We start from the raw sequence: 16,044 nt of genomic DNA on the forward strand, positions 1-16,044 counted from the left end.
GAGCTCGGCTCTTTAGTCCGTGAAATTGACGCGCAGTATAGCGACAGGCCCAAGACCGGCAAAGCGTTGGCTGTGCCCGGTGGTCACTGAAAGTGGGTAGAATGCGGTTTTTTTCCAGCCTGGGGGTGCGCTTTGCGCGAAATTGTCCTGATTAACATCACGGGGGAAGACCGACCAGGTCTCACCGCCGCCATTACCGGTGTTTTGGCCCAGGGTGGTGTGAACATTCTCGATATCGGCCAGGCGGTGATCCACGACACCTTGTCGTTCGGGATTCTGGTGGAAATTCCCAGCACCGAGCAGGCGTCGTCCGTCCTCAAGGACATCCTGTTTACCGCGTACAAGCTGGATCAGCAGGTGCGCTTTACCCCGGTGTCCGAAGAGGATTACCGGCAGTGGGTGTCTGGCCAGGGCAAAAAACGCCATATCGTGACCTTGTTGACCCGCAAAGTGACGGCCGAGCAGTTGCAGCGCGTCAGCTCGATCACCGCGCAATACGGTTTGAATATCGACCATATCGACCGTCTGTCGGGCCGCATGCCATTGGACACGCCGGCTGACCAAGGCAAGGGCTGCATCGAATTCTCCGTGCGCGGCGAGCCGGCCGACCCCCAAGCCTTGCGTGCCGACTTCCTGAGCGTGGCCCAGGAGCTGAATGTCGATATCGCCTTCCAGGAAGATTCGCTGTTTCGCCGCAACCGCCGCCTGGCGGTGTTCGATATGGACTCCACGCTGATCGAAGCCGAAGTCATCGACGAGTTGGCCAAGGCCGCCGGTGTCGGTGAGCAAGTCTCCGCAATCACCGAGCGCGCCATGGCCGGCGAGCTGGACTTTCGCGCCAGTTTCAAGGAGCGCCTGGCGCTGCTCAAAGGCCTGGATGTCAGCGTGCTGGACTCGATCGGTGCCTCCCTGCGCCTGACCGAAGGCGCCGAAACGCTGTTCGCCGAACTCAAGCGCCTGGGCTACAAGACCGCGATCCTGTCCGGCGGCTTCACCTACTTCGCCAAGCAATTGCAGGCCAAGCTGGGCATCGACTATGTGTTCGCCAACGAGCTGGAAGTGGTGGATGGCAAGGTGACCGGCGTGGCCGTGGAGCCGATCGTCGACGCGCAGCGCAAGGCCGACTTGCTGCGGGAATTGGCGCACAAGGAAGGTTTGCGTCTGGAACAGACCATTGCGGTCGGCGACGGTGCGAATGACTTGCCGATGCTGGCAATTGCCGGGTTGGGTGTGGCGTTTCGTGCCAAGCCGCTGGTCAAACAATCGGCCAAGCAGGCGATTTCGACCCTTGGGTTAGACGGTGTGCTGTATTTGCTGGGCTTTCGCGACCGCGATGGTCAGTTGTAACTGACAAATGTGGTCAAAAATGTGGGAGGGGGCAAGCCCCCTCCCACATTAAACTTTTGCAGGTTTCGGATCAGGCTTTCGGCAATGCGATACCCTGGCCCATCTGCACGGGCGAACCCGCCACCAGTGCTTCTGCCCACTTCACCTGATCTGGCCCGAACAGCACGATCGCAGTCGAACCCAGCTTAAAGCGGCCCAGCTCCGCACCTTTCTCCAGGTGGATCGGCGCACGCGCGGCTTCGTCGTAGCGGAAGGTTTTCAGCTCGCGCTTGGGCGGCGTGACCAGGCCGGCCCATACGGTTTCAATCGACGCCACAATCATCGCGCCGACCAATACCACCGCCATCGGGCCGCGTTCGGTGTCGAACAGGCAGGCAACACGCTCGTTACGCGCAAACAGCTCCGGCACGTTCTCGGCGGTGGTCTGGTTGACCGAGAAAATCCGCCCTGGCACGTAGACCATCTCACGCAAGGTGCCCGCCAGTGGCATATGCACCCGGTGGTAGTCCTTCGGCGACAGGTAAATGGTGGCGAAATCGCCGCCCATGAACGGCGCAGCCACGGCCGCATCGCCGCCCAGCAATTCCAGCACGCTGAAGCTGTGGCCCTTAGCCTGGAACACGCGACCATGTTCGATCGGGCCGAGCTGGCTGACGGCGCCATCGGCGGGGCTCAGGACGGCGCCCGGGGTTTGATCCAGTGGGCGCGCGCCGTCTTTCAGGGCGCGGGTGAAGAATGCGTTGAAGTGCTCGTAGGCCGTCACGTCTTCAACCAGGGCCTGGGACATGTCCACTTGATAGCGCTTGGCGAACCACGTGGTGAAGGCGTTCTTGAACCAGCGCACGCGGCACTCGGCAATGCAACCGGCCAGACGCGACAGCAGGTGGTGCGGCAGCAAGTACTGGCTGAGGATGAACAACTGCTTTTTCATTAACTGTCCTTAAACCTTAAATCTCGACGGGGGTGTCGGGGTGGTTGCCCCATTCGCCCCAGGAACCGGCATAACCTTTGACTCGCGGATAACCGAGCGCCTTGGCCACCAGGTAGGTGAAGCCAGAGCGGTGGTGAGTCTGGCAGTGGGTGATGATTTCTTTATCTTGGGTCAGCCCGAGGTTCTCGAGGATCTGCGGCATGTCGCGGCGGATGCGCAGGTTGCGCGCCTTGTCCATGCCGGCGGTCCATTCGAAGTTCACGGCTCCGGGGATGTGACCGCCCTTGGCTGCCAGGACTTTTTCGCCGGAATATTCCAGCGGGCCGCGTGCGTCCCAGATGCCCAGGTCGGCAGCGCCGAGACGGCTTTGCAGGTATTCGCGGGTCGCGGTGGGGCCATCATGCAGGGTGAGGCTGACAGGCCCGCCAGCCAGGGCCGGCACTTCGGTAGACAGCGGGTGCTTGTCTGCCAGCCACGCCAGCAGGCCACCGTCGAGGTAGTGGTATTTTGTGTGGCCGATCACGTCGAGCAGCCAGATAAAACGCCCGGCCCAGCCACCGCCTTCGTCGTCATAGACCACGTAGGTCGCGTCCGGGGTGTGGCCCAGTTCGCCGAACAGTTTCTCCAGATCAGCCTTGTTCGGCAACAGACCGGGAGCTGGCGCCTGGCCCAGTTGGGTGCGCTTGGGGTCAACGAAATGCGCGCCGGGGATATGCCCTTCGGCGTAGCGGGCGGCGCTGGTGAGGTCCACCAGAATCAGTTGGTCGGCATCGAGGCGGCCAAGCAGGTCGCTGGATTCGATCACCAGCGGCAAGCCAGAGAAGTCAGGCATGTGAGGTCTCCTGGGCACAAATGTTGGCGATAAAAGACGGCGATTGTAGCGCAAGCATCAACCGGTGCGGTTGGTAAAGCTGTGCAGGGCTTTTTCGATGCATTGAGCGGTTTTACCGAAGGCCTGCACGGTGGTTTCCGAGAGCGGCCCACCACCCTGGTCGGCGATCATCACCATGACCACCCGACCATTGCAGCTCAGTGAGCGCAACAGCAGGTGTTCGCCGTTGAACAGGCGACGCAGGATCGGCGGCAACAATGCGGCGAATTGCGCGTGGTTGTCGGGCGTGAAGCGCACTTGGGCGGGTTTTTCGAGCATGCGTTGCAGCAGCGTGCTGTTGACCACGTCCAGGCTCAAGTTCGTGGCGTCCCTCGGCAGGCCGGCGGCCTGGTGGACGCGCAAGGTGCTCAGGGCGCGATCCGCCATGAACAGCAAGACGCGCTGCATGCCGCTGGCCTCCAGGGCTTCCTTGGCGCAGGTGGTCAGGTGCATGGCGTTGGCGAAGCGGCTCGGCTCCACCAGTAATTCGGTGCAACGCTTGCGCCAAACGGCCAGGGCCTCGGCCGTCGGCGGCGGTGCGGGCAGCAGGCCGCGATGGATTTTCTGTACATGCCACGGCCAGATCAGCGACAGCGCCGGGTGCCAGAGGTCGGGCATCAAGGTGGCGCGAGCGTTGATCACCGCTTGCTGGTGAACCTGTTGCTGCACCTCGCTCAACGGCTGTTGCAGGTACAGCGCGGTGAGGTATTGCCAGCGCTCGGTATGCGGGCAGGTCCAGGATTCCTGGGCCGACATCGCCAGGCCGTTAGCCAACAACACTGTATTGGCCGGCTGGTTCAGCCAGCGCCGCAAACTGGGCTCGGCATCCAGCAGTTGTTGCTGGCGCAGTGGGTCGTCTTCGCGGGCGATGCGCAATGCCTTGACCAGCAAGCGTTGCTCGGTCAGCAACAGGTGATAGCCCTGGGATACCCAGATCGGCAGGTGCCAGGTTTCGGTCAAGCCGAGGCACAGGTCCAGCAGGCGCACGCCGAACAATTCCTGCTCGACCCGGCGCGCCGATTGACCTTTGTGGATCACCCGCAGCTCCCATTCTTCCAGGAGCTTGGGGTAGGCCACCGCCATCGGCCACAACGGCGCCAGAAACAGCAGGCTGCCCCAGTGGATGTCCTGCCACAGCCGCGCCAGGCGGCTGGCGAACAAACCGCTGGCTTGCTGCGACGCGTGCCGGCTGACCAGCACCAACTGGCGAAAGGCCACGGGGATTTCATTCATCGGCACTGACGGTAGGCGTGCCAGCAGGTCCTCGGCGCGTTTGAGGCCGAGACGGTTAAGTGCCACTTCAAGGTTTTCTGCCGGTTCCGCCATGCTGCCATGGGTGTGGCTGTTGGCCTCGCGCATCACGCTGAGTACCAGCGACGGGCTGCCCTGCATCAGCTCGGCAATATCTCGCAAAGAACTGCGGCTATCGCGGATGGCTTTGCACACGCGGTCGTGGCTGGCCTGGGGAACCGGCAGCCGAACGTCGTCCAGGCACTTGATCCAAGCCGCGAGAGAGAGGGGTCTTACAGATGGGTCTGTCTTTTCATTGGCCATGATTGGGGGCGCGATCATCACTTACTTCAACACGCCCTAAACGGGCCGAACTGGCTTTTCGCCTTGACGGTCTATAGTCTGGCGCAGTTTTGCCGATAAGTAGAACAAGAGTTTTCCAGTTCCTCCAAATATGTCCATGAACCCGACGGCGCAAGTACAAATTCCCTATGGCTAAAATAATCGGCATCATCGTCGTCCTTGCAAGCGTGCTCGGTGGCTATGTCCTATCTCACGGTAAGATTGCCGCGTTGATCCAGCCCTTCGAAGTGATGATTATTGGCGGCGCGGCATTCGGCGCATTCCTGCAGGCCAACCCCGGCTACATGACCATGCACGTGATCAAGAAGTCGCTGGGCATGTTTGGCTCGCGCTTCTCCCACACCTTCTACATGGAAGTGCTGGGGCTAGTTTACGAGATCCTCAACAAGAGTCGCCGTGAAGGCATGATGGCCATCGAAGCGGACATCGAAGACGCCTCGGCGAGCCCGATTTTCGCCAAGTACCCGGCAGTGCTCAAAGACGAGCGCATGACCGCCTACATCTGCGACTACTTGCGCATCATGTCCTCCGGCAACATGGCCCCCCACGAGCTGGAAGGCCTGTTCGACATGGAATTGTTCAGCCTCAAAGAAGAGCTGGAACACCCGTCCCACGCGGTCACCGGCGTTGCCGACGGCATGCCCGGCTTCGGTATCGTTGCGGCGGTACTCGGTATCGTGGTGACCATGGCCTCCCTGGGCGAGGGTGACCAGGCGGCCATCGGCATGCACGTGGGTGCGGCGCTGGTCGGTACGTTCTTCGGTATTCTCGCGGCCTACGGGTTCTTCGGCCCGCTCGCGACCTCCCTGGCCCACGATGCCAAGGAAGAAATCAATCTGTACGAAGCGATCAAGGCCAGCCTGGTGGCTTCGGCCTCCGGCATGCCGCCTTCACTGGCGGTGGAATTCGGTCGCAAGGTGCTGTACCCGAAACATCGCCCGAGTTTTGCCGAGCTGGAACAAGCGGTTCGCGGTCGCTAAGCCATGGAAAACAACCAGCCGATAATCATCAAGCGCGTCAAGCGCTTCGCTGCGGGGCACCATGGTGGCGCCTGGAAAATCGCCTTCGCCGACTTTGCAACGGCGATGATGGCGTTCTTCCTGGTGCTGTGGCTGATGTCCACCGCGACCCCCGAGCAAAAGATCGCCATCGCCGGTTACTTCAAAGACCCGATTGGTTTCTCGGAAAGCGGCACGCCCTTCGTGATCGACCTGGGCGGTTCGCCGCAGTTGGCGCCGGAGCGCACCATCAACCCTGAGGTCAAGACTGAGGCACCGCAGGAAAACATTCCGATCGAGCGTAAAACCGTTGAAAGCCTGGCCGAACAGGTCGAGCAGGAGCGCCTCGAATTATTGCTGAAGGAGTTGCAGACCAAGGTTGACGAAAACCCGCAGCTGCTGAAATTCAAGGATCAGATTTCGTTCGAAATCACCCCGGACGGTTTACGCATCCAGATCACCGACGCCGCCAACCGGCCGATGTTCGACTCCGGCAGTGCGCGATTGAAACCGTACTTTGAAGACATCCTGCTGGCCATGGCCGACACGATCAAGGCCGTGCCGAACAAGATCAGCGTCAGCGGCCATACCGATGCCAAGCCGTATGCGGGGCAAGGCGACTTTGGCAACTGGGAGCTCTCGGCCAACCGCGCCAACGCCGCCCGGCGTGCGTTGGTGGCCGGCAGCTACCCGGACTCGCAAGTGGCGCGGGTGGTGGGTTTTGCTTCGTCGCAGCTGTTTGATGCCAAGGAGCCGTTCAACCCGATCAACCGCCGGATCGATATTGTTGTGCTGACCAAAAAGGCTCAGCGCGCGATTGAAGGTGATCAGCCGCCACCGCCTCCGACCCCAGATGCGGGCGCGCAGGGCGGAGCACCGGTCGACCCGAACGCGATCCCGCCGGGGCAGGAGCCATTGCCGGCGCATGAGCTACGGCAGAAGCTGAACCTGTTTGATGATGGCGGCGCGAAAGACCCGACGGCGCCTGTCAAGGGCTCGTAAGCTGCATACAACAAGGCCGCGATAAACGCGGCCTTGTTGTATGCGCTGTTTAGTAACTGCTCTCAGGCAAACTCGCAATAATCGACCGATAGCTGTTCATCCGTTGTTGCTGCACGCGGCCATCTTCCAGCGCCTTGAGCAGGGCACAACCGGGTTCGCGGTCGTGTTTGCAGTCGCGGAAGCGGCAGGTGCCGATCAGGTCGTTGAACTCGATGAAACCGGCTTCCACGTCGCTGCGGCTGACATGACCGAGGCCGAATTCACGAATGCCCGGGGAGTCGATCAGCTCACCGCCGCCGGGGAAGTGGAACAACCGCGCGGTGGTGGTGGTGTGGGTGCCCTGGCCGGACAGCTCCGACAGCGGGCCGACACGGGTGTCGACTTCCGGCAGCAGGCTGTTGACCAGCGATGACTTGCCCACGCCCGACTGGCCGACGAACACGCTGATGCGCCCGTCCAACTGCTGTTGTAGCTGTTCCATGCCATTGCCGTGATGGGCCGACACTTCCAGCACCGGGTAGCCCAGGGTGCGGTAGACCGCCAGCAATGCGTTGAGCGCCGGGGCGTTCTGTTCGTCGATCAGGTCGAATTTGTTCAGCAACAACAGCGGACGAATGCCCGCATGCTCGGCCGCGACCAGATAACGGTCGATCAGGTTGGCATGGGGCTCGGGCAGGGGCGCGAAGACGATGACGATCATGTCGACGTTGGCCGCCACCGGCTTCAACTGGCCGCGGCTGTCGGGGCGACGCAGTTCGGTGGTGCGCGGCAGTTGGGCGACGATCACGCCGATGCCTTGGTTGCCGGCACGCCACACCACGCGGTCGCCGGTCACCAGCGCCGGCAGGTTGGCGCGCAGGTGGCAGCGGAAGACCTGGCCGGCGAGTTCGCCTTCGAGCGCCTCGACTTCGACCTGCACACCAAAGTGCGCGATCACCAGGCCCGTTTGTTCGGGGCCCAGGTCGCCGCCCTCGAGCGCTTCCACGGCGGAGGATTCACGTTTGGCGGCGCGTGCGGCGCGTTCGCCCTGAATCTTTTCGATGCGCCAGTTTTGGCGACGGTTGAGCTGGCGTTTGGCCATTGGTGTTCCGTGTCGATAATGCAAAGGTTAGGTAAAACGGTCGCGAGTCTAGCACGGCCCCGCCTGCTAAACTGTGCGGCTACGCCAAGGTGCCAAGAGAATCAAGCCATGCAAAACCCACAAAATCTGATTTGGATCGATCTGGAAATGACCGGTCTGAACCCCGACACCGACGTCATCATCGAGATGGCGACCATTGTCACCGACAGCAACCTCAATACCTTGGCCGAAGGTCCGGTGATCGCCATCCACCACAGCGACGCCATCCTCGCCACCATGGACGAGTGGAACACCCGCACCCACGGCAACTCCGGCCTGACCCAGCGCGTGCGTGACAGCCGCATCAGCATGGCCGAAGCCGAAGCCGAAACCATCGCCTTCCTGGAAAAGTGGGTGCCCAAGGGCAAGTCGCCGATCTGCGGTAACAGCATCTGCCAGGACCGCCGCTTTCTTTATACCCACATGAAGGCACTGGAAAGCTACTTCCACTACCGCAACCTGGATGTGTCCACTCTTAAGGAGCTGGCCGCGCGCTGGGCGCCGGAAGTCAAAGACAGCTTCCATAAAGGCAGCACTCACTTGGCGCTGGATGATATTCGTGAGTCGATCGCCGAGTTGCAGCACTACCGCAAGCACTTCATCAAGGCTTGATGCCGGCTCTCTGTGGCGAGGGAGCGTGCTCCCGCTAGAGTGCGCAGCACGCTCGGTTCAGCCATCTGGATCTACCTGCCACACGCCATTCTCCGATACCTGGGGCTGCTGCGCAGCCCAACGGGAGCAAGCGCCCTCGCCACATTGTAAGGATCGCCATCATGCTGTTGATGCTCTACCTCATCGCCATCACTGCCGAAGCGATGACCGGTGCCTTGTCTGCCGGTCGGCGCGGCATGGACTGGTTTGGCGTGGTGCTGATCGCCTGCGTGACGGCGTTGGGCGGCGGTTCGGTGCGCGATGTGCTGCTCGGGCATTACCCGCTGACCTGGGTCAAGCACCCGGAATACCTGGTGCTGACGTCCGTCGCCGCGCTGGTGACGATCTTTATCGCACCGCTCATGCGCCGCCTGCGTTCGCTGTTTCTGGCGCTGGATGCGGTGGGTTTGGTTGCCTTCACCCTGATCGGCTGCATGACCGCCCTGGAAATGGGCCACGGTATGCTGGTGGCGTCGGTCAGCGGTGTGATCACCGGGGTGTTTGGCGGCATCCTGCGGGATATTTTCTGCAACGACATCCCGCTGATCTTTCGCCGTGAGCTATACGCCAGCGTGTCATTCCTCGCCGCCTGGTTCTACTTGCTGTGTCTCTACCTGCAGTTGCCGAGCGAGCAGGCGATCTTACTCACCCTGTTCAGCGGCTTTCTCCTGCGCCTGCTGGCGATCCGTTTTCACTGGGAAATGCCCAAGTTCGTCTACAACGACGACGTTCATTGACGCTCGGCGTGCTGCTTCAGCGCCCATTCCACGTGTTCGCGCACCAGCTCCGAGGGGTAGTCCCGGCGCGCCTTCAAGGCTTCCAGCACCGGAATGCTTGATGGCGCGTTGCCCAGGCCCACCGCCAGGTTGCGCAGCCAGCGCTCGTAGCCGGCGCGGCGTAGGGGCGAGCCTTCGGTGCTGCTGAGGAATTTATCCTCGTCCCACATGAACAGTTCGGCCAGTTGCGCGTTATCCAGGTTGTGCCGTGGCTTGAAATCGCTTTCGGCGGTGGAGCGGGCGAAACGATTCCATGGGCAAACGATCTGACAGTCATCGCAACCGAAAACCCGGTTGCCGATCAGTGGGCGCAAGTCTTCAGGGATCGCGCTCTTGAGTTCGATGGTCAGGTAGGAAATGCAGCGCCGCGCGTCCAGCACATAGGGCCCGACGAACGCGTTGGTCGGGCAAATATCCAGGCAGGCGGTACAGCGGCCGCAATGTTCGGTAGCGTGAGGCGGATCGACCGGCAACGGCAAGTCGACAAACAGCTCGCTCAGGAAGAAGTAGCTGCCGGCCTTGCGATTGAGGACCAGGGTATTTTTGCCGATCCAGCCCAGCCCGGCTTTTTCGGCGATGGCTTTTTCGAGCACCGGTGCGCTGTCGACAAAGGCGCGAAAGCCGAAGGGGCCGATTTGCGCCTGGATGCGTTCGGCCAGTTGTTGCACGCGCTTGCGGATCAGCTTGTGGTAGTCGCGGCCGAGGGCGTAACGGGAGATGTAGGCTTTTTCCGGTTGGGCCAGCAGTTGCGCCATGTGCGTGTCGCCGGGCAGGTAGTCCATGCGCAGCGAGACCACGCGCAAGGTGCCCGGCACCAACTCTTCGGGATGTGAACGTTTGCTGCCGTGGGCGCCCATGTACTCCATCTCGCCGTGGTAGCCCGCGTCGAGCCAGCGTTGCAGGTGCTGTTCATGCTCGGCCAGGTCCAGGCCGCTGATGCCGACTTGTTGAAAGCCCAGCTCGCGGCCCCAGTCTTTGATCGATTGGGCGAGCGCGGGCAGATCGGAGGTAATAGCAGGCATGAGACACGGGAAACCACAGGTTAGATGGGTATAATTCTGCCAGACATCGGAGCTTGAAGACGCATGCCGCAGACAAAACACGAAATAACCGACGTTCAGCCCCTGTTGCCCGGCAATTTGCCGCGACTGGCTGCGCGTTCCCCGGACGCCCATAAAGGCCAGTTCGGTCACTTGCTGGTCATCGGTGGTGACAGAGGCTTTGGCGGCGCTGCGTTGCTCAGTGCCGAAAGTGCGCTGCGCAGCGGCGCGGGCATGGTGTCCCTGGCGACCCGCCTTGAACATGTGCCCGCCGCATTGGCGCGCTTGCCGGAAGTCATGACCGTCGGTGTGAGTTCGGCCAACCAGTTGATGGGGTTGCTGGAAAAAATCTCGGTTATCGTCATCGGCCCGGGCCTGGGTGATGCCGCCTGGGGCAAGAGCCTGCTGTCCGTCGCCGCTAATGCCAAACAGCCGCAAGTCTGGGACGCCGATGCCTTGAATCAACTGGCGACCGGCAGCGTAAGCCTTCCTGCCAACTGCTTGATCACCCCGCATCCAGGCGAAGCTGCGCGTTTGATGGGGATGTCGACAGCAGAGGTTCAGGCGAATCGTCTTAACGTGGCGCGCGCGTTGAGCCAGAAATTCAACGCAGTGGCTATTCTCAAGGGGGCGGGCAGTTTGATTGCCAGCCCGGACGGCCGCGTTGCGCGCTGCGACCAAGGCCATCCGGCCATGGCGACCGCAGGGCTCGGCGACGTTTTGGCCGGCCTGGTGGGTGCGTTGCTGGCGCAGGGCATGCCCGCTTATGACGCCGGTTGCCTGGCCGTGTGGTTGCACGCCACGGCGGGAGCTCGGCAGGGCACCTTTGGTCGCGGCCTGGCTGCCAGCGACCTGATACCCGCCATTCGTCAATTGCTTGAGGAACAGTCACCGTGTCTGAAGTAATCCTTTTCCTGGCGGATGAAGAGGCAATGGTTGCGTTCGGTCATCGGATTGCCCAGGTGACGGGCGGGGCGGGGCTGATCTTTCTCGAAGGCGACCTGGGGGCGGGCAAGACCACGCTGTCCCGGGGGATCATTCGCGGGTTGGGCCATGCGGGGGCGGTGAAAAGTCCGACCTTTACGTTGGTCGAGCCTTACGAGATCGGTGCGATAAGAGCCTTCCACTTTGACCTCTATCGCCTGGTAGACCCCGAAGAGCTGGAGTACATGGGTATTCGGGATTATTTCGAGGATGACGCGCTGTGCCTGATCGAGTGGCCAGATAAAGGCACAGGCTTTTTGCCAAAGCCGGACCTGACCATTACCATTACGCCGCATGATCACGGACGTCGGCTGAAGTTGTTGCCCCAGGGCGCGCGCGGTGAGTCGTGGTGCGCCGCTCTGGCATTGGAATTCAAATAATTGGTGGGGTTAGGTATGCGCTTTCGCGCGTTGGTTGCTGTCGTAGGGGTGTTGCTTGCGGCAATGACTGTGAATGCTCTGGCTGCTTCACAGGTGAAGAGTGTTCGCCTGTGGCGAGCGCCGGATAACACGCGACTGGTGTTCGACCTGTCTGGCCCGGTCCAGCACAGCGTCTTTACCCTGACGGCGCCTGATCGCCTGGTGATCGACATCAACGGTGCGACCCTGGCCGCGCCGCTGAAGGTGTCTACCGCCAACACCCCGATTACCAGCATGCGCTCGGCCCAGCGCACGCCGACCGATCTGCGCGTGGTCATCGACCTGAAAAAGGCCGTGACCCCGAAAAGTTTCTCCCTGGCGCCCAACGCCCAGTACGGCAACCGCTTGGTGGTTGACTTGTACGACAACGCCGCCGATGCCGCGCCACCGCCCGCGCCGACGCCGAGTGTGGCAACCGTGCCGGCTGTGCCGGTCAGTCAGTCGCAACCGCAGGTCAAGTTGCCGCCGCCACCGCCGGCGCCTGCGGGTAAACGTGACATTATCGTGGTAATCGACGCCGGTCACGGCGGTGAAGACCCGGGCGCTTCCGGCTCGCGTGGTCAGCATGAAAAAGACGTGGTATTGGCCATCGCCCGTGAATTGCAGCGCCAGGTCAGCGGCATGAAAGGCTATCGCGCCGAGCTGACCCGTACCGGCGACTACTTCATCCCGCTGCGCGGCCGCACCGAAATCGCGCGCAAGAAGGGCGCCGACCTGTTCGTCTCGATCCACGCCGACGCCGCGCCTTCGTCCGCCGCCTTCGGCGCCTCGGTGTTTGCCCTGTCGGATCGCGGCGCCACGTCCGAGACGGCCCGCTGGCTGGCCGACAGTGAAAACCGTTCCGACTTGATTGGCGGGGCCGGCAACGTGTCCCTCGACGACAAGGACAAGATGCTTGCCGGTGTACTGCTCGACCTGTCGATGACCGCCTCGCTGACCTCCAGCTTGAACGTCGGGCAGAAAGTCCTGAGCAACATCGGCCGCGTGACATCGCTGCACAAACAGCGCGTGGAACAGGCCGGGTTCATGGTGTTGAAATCGCCGGACATCCCGTCGATCCTGGTGGAGACCGGGTTTATCTCCAACGCCAACGAAGCCTCGAAACTGGCCAGCGCCAGCCACCAGCAGGCATTGGCACGCTCTATCAGTGCCGGTGTGCGTCAGTTCTTCCAGCAGAACCCGCCGCCGGGCACGTATGTCGCCTGGCTGCGCGACTCCGGGAAAATCGCCCAGGGCCCGCGTGACCATCGTGTACAGCCTGGCGACACCCTGGCCATGCTGGCGGTGCGTTTCCAAGTGTCGGCCGCGACCTTGCGCAGCGCTAACAACCTGAAAACCGATGAGTTGAAGGTCGGCCAGGTGTTGACCATCCCCGGCACTGAATTGGCGGCACAGTAATGAGTGAATCGATCCTCAACAGCGGCTCGCGCATCGAACTGCTCAGCCCGCGCCTTGCCAACCAGATTGCGGCGGGCGAGGTGGTCGAGCGGCCGGCTTCGGTGATCAAGGAGTTGCTGGAAAACAGCATCGACTCCGGCGCCAAGCGCATCGATGTCGACGTCGAGCAGGGCGGCGTCAAGCTGCTGCGGGTGCGTGACGACGGCAGCGGCATCTCCTCCGACGACCTGCCACTGGCTCTGGCGCGGCACGCCACCAGCAAGATTCGCGACCTTGAAGACCTTGAGCGCGTGATGAGCCTGGGCTTTCGCGGCGAGGCCCTGGCCTCGATCAGCTCCGTGGCGCGCCTGACCCTGACCTCGCGCACGCGCAGCGCCGACCAGGCCTGGCAAGTGGAGACCGAAGGCCGCGACATGGCGCCTCGGGTCCAGCCGGCTGCGCATCCGGTGGGCACTTCGGTGGAAGTGCGTGACCTGTTCTTCAACACCCCGGCGCGACGCAAATTCCTCAAGGCCGAGAAAACCGAATTCGATCACCTGCAGGAAGTCATCAAGCGCCTGGCCCTGGCGCGGTTCGACGTGGCATTTCATCTGCGTCACAACGGCAAGACCATCCTCAGCCTGCACGAAGCCAATGACGACGCCGCGCGCGCCCGGCGGGTGGCGGCGGTCTGCGGCGCGGGGTTCCTGGAGCAGGCGCTGCCGATTGAAATCGAACGCAATGGCTTGCGCCTGTGGGGTTGGGTGGGGTTGCCGACGTTCTCGCGCAGCCAGGCGGACTTGCAGTATTTCTTTGTGAACGGGCGGGCGGTGCGCGACAAACTGGTGGCCCACGCGGTGCGCCAGGCGTATCGCGACGTGCTGTTCAACGGGCGGCACCCGACGTTTGTGCTGTTCTTCGAGGTCGATCCGTCGGTGGTCGACGTCAACGTACACCCGACCAAGCATGAAGTGCGCTTCCGTGATGGGCGCATGGTGCATGACTTCCTCTACGGCACCTTGCACCGCGCGCTGGGCGATGTGCGTCCGGATGACCAACTGTCCGCGCCGATCGTGACGGCGGTGGTTCGCCCGAGTGGCCCGGAAGCCGGCGAGTTCGGCCCACAGGGCGAAATGAGCCTGGCGGGCAACCTGCTGCAATCGCCGCAACCGCAGCCGAACTACACGGCGCCGGGCACGGGTTCGGGGGCGGGCTATCAGTATCAATACACTCCGCGTCCGCAATCGGCGGTGCCGGTAGCTGAGGCGCAGGCGGCCTACCGTGAGTTCTTTGCGCCGCTACCGGGGGCCGAGCCGAGCGCCGTCGCCCTGCCCGAAGGAGGGGGTGATATTCCGCCATTGGGCTATGCGTTGGCGCAGCTCAAGGGCATCTATATCCTCGCGGAAAACGCCCACGGCCTGGTGCTGGTGGACATGCACGCGGCCCACGAGCGGATCATGTACGAGCGCCTGAAAATCGCCATGGCCAGCGAAGGCCTGAGCGGCCAGCCGCTGCTGGTGCCGGAATCCCTGGCGGTCAGCCAGCGTGAAGCCGATTGCGCCGAAGAGCACGCCAGCGTGTTCCAGAAGCTGGGTTTCGAACTGCAACGCCTGGGCCCGGAAACCCTGGCGATCCGCCAGATTCCCGCGTTGCTCAAGCAAGCCGAGGCCAACCGGCTGGTGGCCGACGTCTTGGCGGACCTGATGGAATACGGCACCAGCGACCGTATCCAGGCGCACATCAACGAGCTGCTTGGCACCATGGCCTGTCACGGTGCGATCCGCGCCAATCGCCGCCTGGCCTTGCCGGAAATGAACGGCCTGCTGCGCGATATGGAAAACACCGAGCGCAGTGGACAATGCAACCATGGCCGACCGACCTGGACCCAAATGGGCCTGGACGATCTGGACAAACTGTTCTTGCGCGGCCGTTGATGAGTGCCTTGCCCCCCGCGATCTTCCTGATGGGCCCCACGGCCGCCGGCAAGACCGACCTGGCCATCGAGCTGAGCAAAGTGCTGCCCTGCGAGCTGATCAGTGTCGACTCTGCCTTGGTTTACCGTGGTATGGATATCGGAACTGCCAAGCCTTCAAAGGAACTGCTGGCTCACTATCCGCACCGATTGATCGACATCATCGACCCCGCAATGAGCTATTCGGCGGCAGATTTCCGCACCGACGCGCTGGCGGCTATGGCCGAGATCACCGCGCGCGGCAACATCCCGCTGTTGGTGGGCGGCACGATGCTCTACTACAAGGCTTTGCAGGAAGGCCTGGCGGATATGCCGCCGGCCGACGCCCAGGTGCGCGCCGAGCTCGAAGAAGAAGCAGCGCGCCTTGGCTGGCAAGCCCTGCACGACCAATTGGCGGCAGTCGATCCGGTGTCCGCCGCGCGCATCCACCCCAACGACCCCCAGCGCCTCAGCCGAGCCCTGGAAGTCTGGCGGGTAAGTGGTCAGACCATGACCGAGCATCGGCAGCGACAATCTGCGCAAAGTGCTGACGCAGGCGCATCGGGGCGGTCACAATTGCCCTATACTGTGGCGAATCTGGCGATTGCTCCGGCAAATCGCCAGGTGCTGCATGAACGAATTGCACAAAGATTCACAATTATGTTGGAACAGGGGTTTGTGGACGAGGTCGTAGCACTGCGTTCAAGAGGTGATCTGCATTCAGGGTTGCCTTCGATACGTGCTGTAGGCTATCGCCAAGTCTGGGATCATCTGGATGGCAAGCTGACGTCAGCCGAAATGCGGGAGCGCGGCATTATTGCCACGCGCCAATTGGCGAAGCGTCAGTTCACCTGGCTGCGCAGTTGGAGCGATTTGCACTGGCTGGACAGCCTGGACAGCGACAATCTGTCACGCGCCTTGAAATACTTGGGAACGGTCTCCATATTGAGCTGAGTCCTTGCAATTGCCGTCTATCCTTGGGGG

15 protein-coding genes are annotated in these 16,044 nt (G+C 62.2%); 10 read left to right on the top strand and 5 right to left on the bottom strand.

The genetic code is table 11. The annotated features are described in order from the left end of the window. Positions 1–132 precede the first annotated feature (132 nt). Positions 133–1,347, top strand: coding sequence for a phosphoserine phosphatase SerB (serB, locus tag ACS5Q8_RS02475; protein WP_247401834.1), 1,215 nt, complete (start codon positions 133–135; stop codon positions 1,345–1,347). 70 nt (positions 1,348–1,417) lie between these two features. Here serB and asd read toward each other — a convergent pair whose 3' ends face one another. The 3 genes from asd to ACS5Q8_RS02490 are packed head-to-tail and all read right to left on the bottom strand — an operon-like array spanning position 1,418 to position 4,703. Then, entirely contained in the window at positions 1,418–2,278 is an 861-nt protein-coding gene (gene asd, locus ACS5Q8_RS02480; RefSeq protein ID WP_465159806.1) for an archaetidylserine decarboxylase, read from the bottom strand. A 16-nt stretch (positions 2,279–2,294) separates the two neighbouring features. Continuing rightward, the gene (gene rhdA / locus ACS5Q8_RS02485) at positions 2,295–3,110 is read right to left on the bottom strand and encodes a thiosulfate sulfurtransferase (protein ID WP_426100407.1); all 816 of its coding nucleotides are present in this window, start codon (positions 3,108–3,110) and stop codon (positions 2,295–2,297) included. Positions 3,111–3,167: 57 nt separating this feature from the next. Beyond that, positions 3,168–4,703 (bottom strand): HDOD domain-containing protein, encoded by a 1,536-nt coding sequence (locus ACS5Q8_RS02490; RefSeq protein ID WP_276197887.1) that lies wholly within the window; start codon positions 4,701–4,703, stop codon positions 3,168–3,170. Positions 4,704–4,870: 167 nt separating this feature from the next. Here ACS5Q8_RS02490 and motA point away from each other — a divergent pair, with 167 nt between their 5' ends. Beyond that, on the top strand, positions 4,871–5,722 hold the full coding sequence (gene motA, locus ACS5Q8_RS02495) for a flagellar motor stator protein MotA (protein ID WP_276196056.1): 852 nt from the start codon (positions 4,871–4,873) through the stop codon (positions 5,720–5,722). Positions 5,723–5,725: 3 nt separating this feature from the next. Next, entirely contained in the window at positions 5,726–6,742 is a 1,017-nt protein-coding gene (gene motB / locus ACS5Q8_RS02500; RefSeq protein WP_247401846.1) for a flagellar motor protein MotB, read from the top strand. A 49-nt stretch (positions 6,743–6,791) separates the two neighbouring features. On the opposite strand, the gene rsgA is transcribed toward motB, so the two are convergent. Then, positions 6,792–7,823 (bottom strand): small ribosomal subunit biogenesis GTPase RsgA, encoded by a 1,032-nt coding sequence (rsgA, locus tag ACS5Q8_RS02505; protein ID WP_071491684.1) that lies wholly within the window; start codon positions 7,821–7,823, stop codon positions 6,792–6,794. Positions 7,824–7,931: 108 nt separating this feature from the next. Here rsgA and orn point away from each other — a divergent pair, with 108 nt between their 5' ends. After that, entirely contained in the window at positions 7,932–8,474 is a 543-nt protein-coding gene (gene orn / locus ACS5Q8_RS02510) for an oligoribonuclease (protein WP_276196058.1), read from the top strand. A 158-nt stretch (positions 8,475–8,632) separates the two neighbouring features. Next, positions 8,633–9,250, top strand: coding sequence for a trimeric intracellular cation channel family protein (locus tag ACS5Q8_RS02515; RefSeq protein WP_276197888.1), 618 nt, complete (start codon positions 8,633–8,635; stop codon positions 9,248–9,250). Here the strand turns inward: ACS5Q8_RS02515 and queG are convergent. Then, positions 9,244–10,311 (bottom strand): tRNA epoxyqueuosine(34) reductase QueG, encoded by a 1,068-nt coding sequence (queG, locus tag ACS5Q8_RS02520; protein ID WP_247401853.1) that lies wholly within the window; start codon positions 10,309–10,311, stop codon positions 9,244–9,246. The two genes, ACS5Q8_RS02515 and queG, sit on opposite strands and share 7 nt — an antisense overlap. A 63-nt stretch (positions 10,312–10,374) precedes the next feature. Here queG and ACS5Q8_RS02525 point away from each other — a divergent pair, with 63 nt between their 5' ends. Genes ACS5Q8_RS02525 through miaA form a run of 5 tightly spaced genes read left to right on the top strand, consistent with a single transcriptional unit; the run spans position 10,375 to position 16,014 of the window. Then, positions 10,375–11,235 carry an NAD(P)H-hydrate dehydratase gene (locus ACS5Q8_RS02525; RefSeq protein ID WP_465159807.1) on the top strand — a complete coding sequence of 287 codons (861 nt, stop codon included), beginning with the start codon at positions 10,375–10,377 and terminating at the stop codon, positions 11,233–11,235. Continuing rightward, the gene (gene tsaE / locus ACS5Q8_RS02530) at positions 11,223–11,693 is read left to right on the top strand and encodes a tRNA (adenosine(37)-N6)-threonylcarbamoyltransferase complex ATPase subunit type 1 TsaE (protein ID WP_247408696.1); all 471 of its coding nucleotides are present in this window, start codon (positions 11,223–11,225) and stop codon (positions 11,691–11,693) included. Before ACS5Q8_RS02525 ends, tsaE begins: the two co-directional genes overlap by 13 nt. Positions 11,694–11,708: 15 nt before the next feature. Further along, on the top strand, positions 11,709–13,130 hold the full coding sequence (locus tag ACS5Q8_RS02535) for an N-acetylmuramoyl-L-alanine amidase (protein WP_276196062.1): 1,422 nt from the start codon (positions 11,709–11,711) through the stop codon (positions 13,128–13,130). After that, the gene (gene mutL, locus ACS5Q8_RS02540; RefSeq protein WP_276196063.1) at positions 13,130–15,043 is read left to right on the top strand and encodes a DNA mismatch repair endonuclease MutL; all 1,914 of its coding nucleotides are present in this window, start codon (positions 13,130–13,132) and stop codon (positions 15,041–15,043) included. Before ACS5Q8_RS02535 ends, mutL begins: the two co-directional genes overlap by 1 nt. Then, complete coding sequence (miaA, locus tag ACS5Q8_RS02545) at positions 15,043–16,014, top strand: tRNA (adenosine(37)-N6)-dimethylallyltransferase MiaA (protein WP_276196064.1); 972 nt, start codon at positions 15,043–15,045, stop codon at positions 16,012–16,014. The genes mutL and miaA overlap by 1 nt, the downstream gene beginning before the upstream one ends. Positions 16,015–16,044: the final 30 nt, after the last annotated feature.

This window comes from Pseudomonas sp. PAMC25584 (assembly GCF_058135675.1).

Excerpts from the sequence above, each read along its gene's own strand:
- asd (WP_465159806.1), bottom strand. The coding sequence starts at position 2,278 with ATGAAAAAGCAGTTGTTCATCCTCAGCCAGTACTTGCTGCCGCACCAC.
- rhdA (WP_426100407.1), bottom strand. The coding sequence starts at position 3,110 with ATGCCTGACTTCTCTGGCTTGCCGCTGGTGATCGAATCCAGCGACCTG.
- ACS5Q8_RS02490 (WP_276197887.1), bottom strand. The coding sequence starts at position 4,703 with ATGGCCAATGAAAAGACAGACCCATCTGTAAGACCCCTCTCTCTCGCG.
- motA (WP_276196056.1), top strand. The coding sequence starts at position 4,871 with ATGGCTAAAATAATCGGCATCATCGTCGTCCTTGCAAGCGTGCTCGGT.
- motB (WP_247401846.1), top strand. The coding sequence starts at position 5,726 with ATGGAAAACAACCAGCCGATAATCATCAAGCGCGTCAAGCGCTTCGCT.
- rsgA (WP_071491684.1), bottom strand. The coding sequence starts at position 7,823 with ATGGCCAAACGCCAGCTCAACCGTCGCCAAAACTGGCGCATCGAAAAG.
- orn (WP_276196058.1), top strand. The coding sequence starts at position 7,932 with ATGCAAAACCCACAAAATCTGATTTGGATCGATCTGGAAATGACCGGT.
- queG (WP_247401853.1), bottom strand. The coding sequence starts at position 10,311 with ATGCCTGCTATTACCTCCGATCTGCCCGCGCTCGCCCAATCGATCAAA.
- ACS5Q8_RS02525 (WP_465159807.1), top strand. The coding sequence starts at position 10,375 with ATGCCGCAGACAAAACACGAAATAACCGACGTTCAGCCCCTGTTGCCC.
- ACS5Q8_RS02535 (WP_276196062.1), top strand. The coding sequence starts at position 11,709 with ATGCGCTTTCGCGCGTTGGTTGCTGTCGTAGGGGTGTTGCTTGCGGCA.
- mutL (WP_276196063.1), top strand. The coding sequence starts at position 13,130 with ATGAGTGAATCGATCCTCAACAGCGGCTCGCGCATCGAACTGCTCAGC.
- miaA (WP_276196064.1), top strand. The coding sequence starts at position 15,043 with ATGAGTGCCTTGCCCCCCGCGATCTTCCTGATGGGCCCCACGGCCGCC.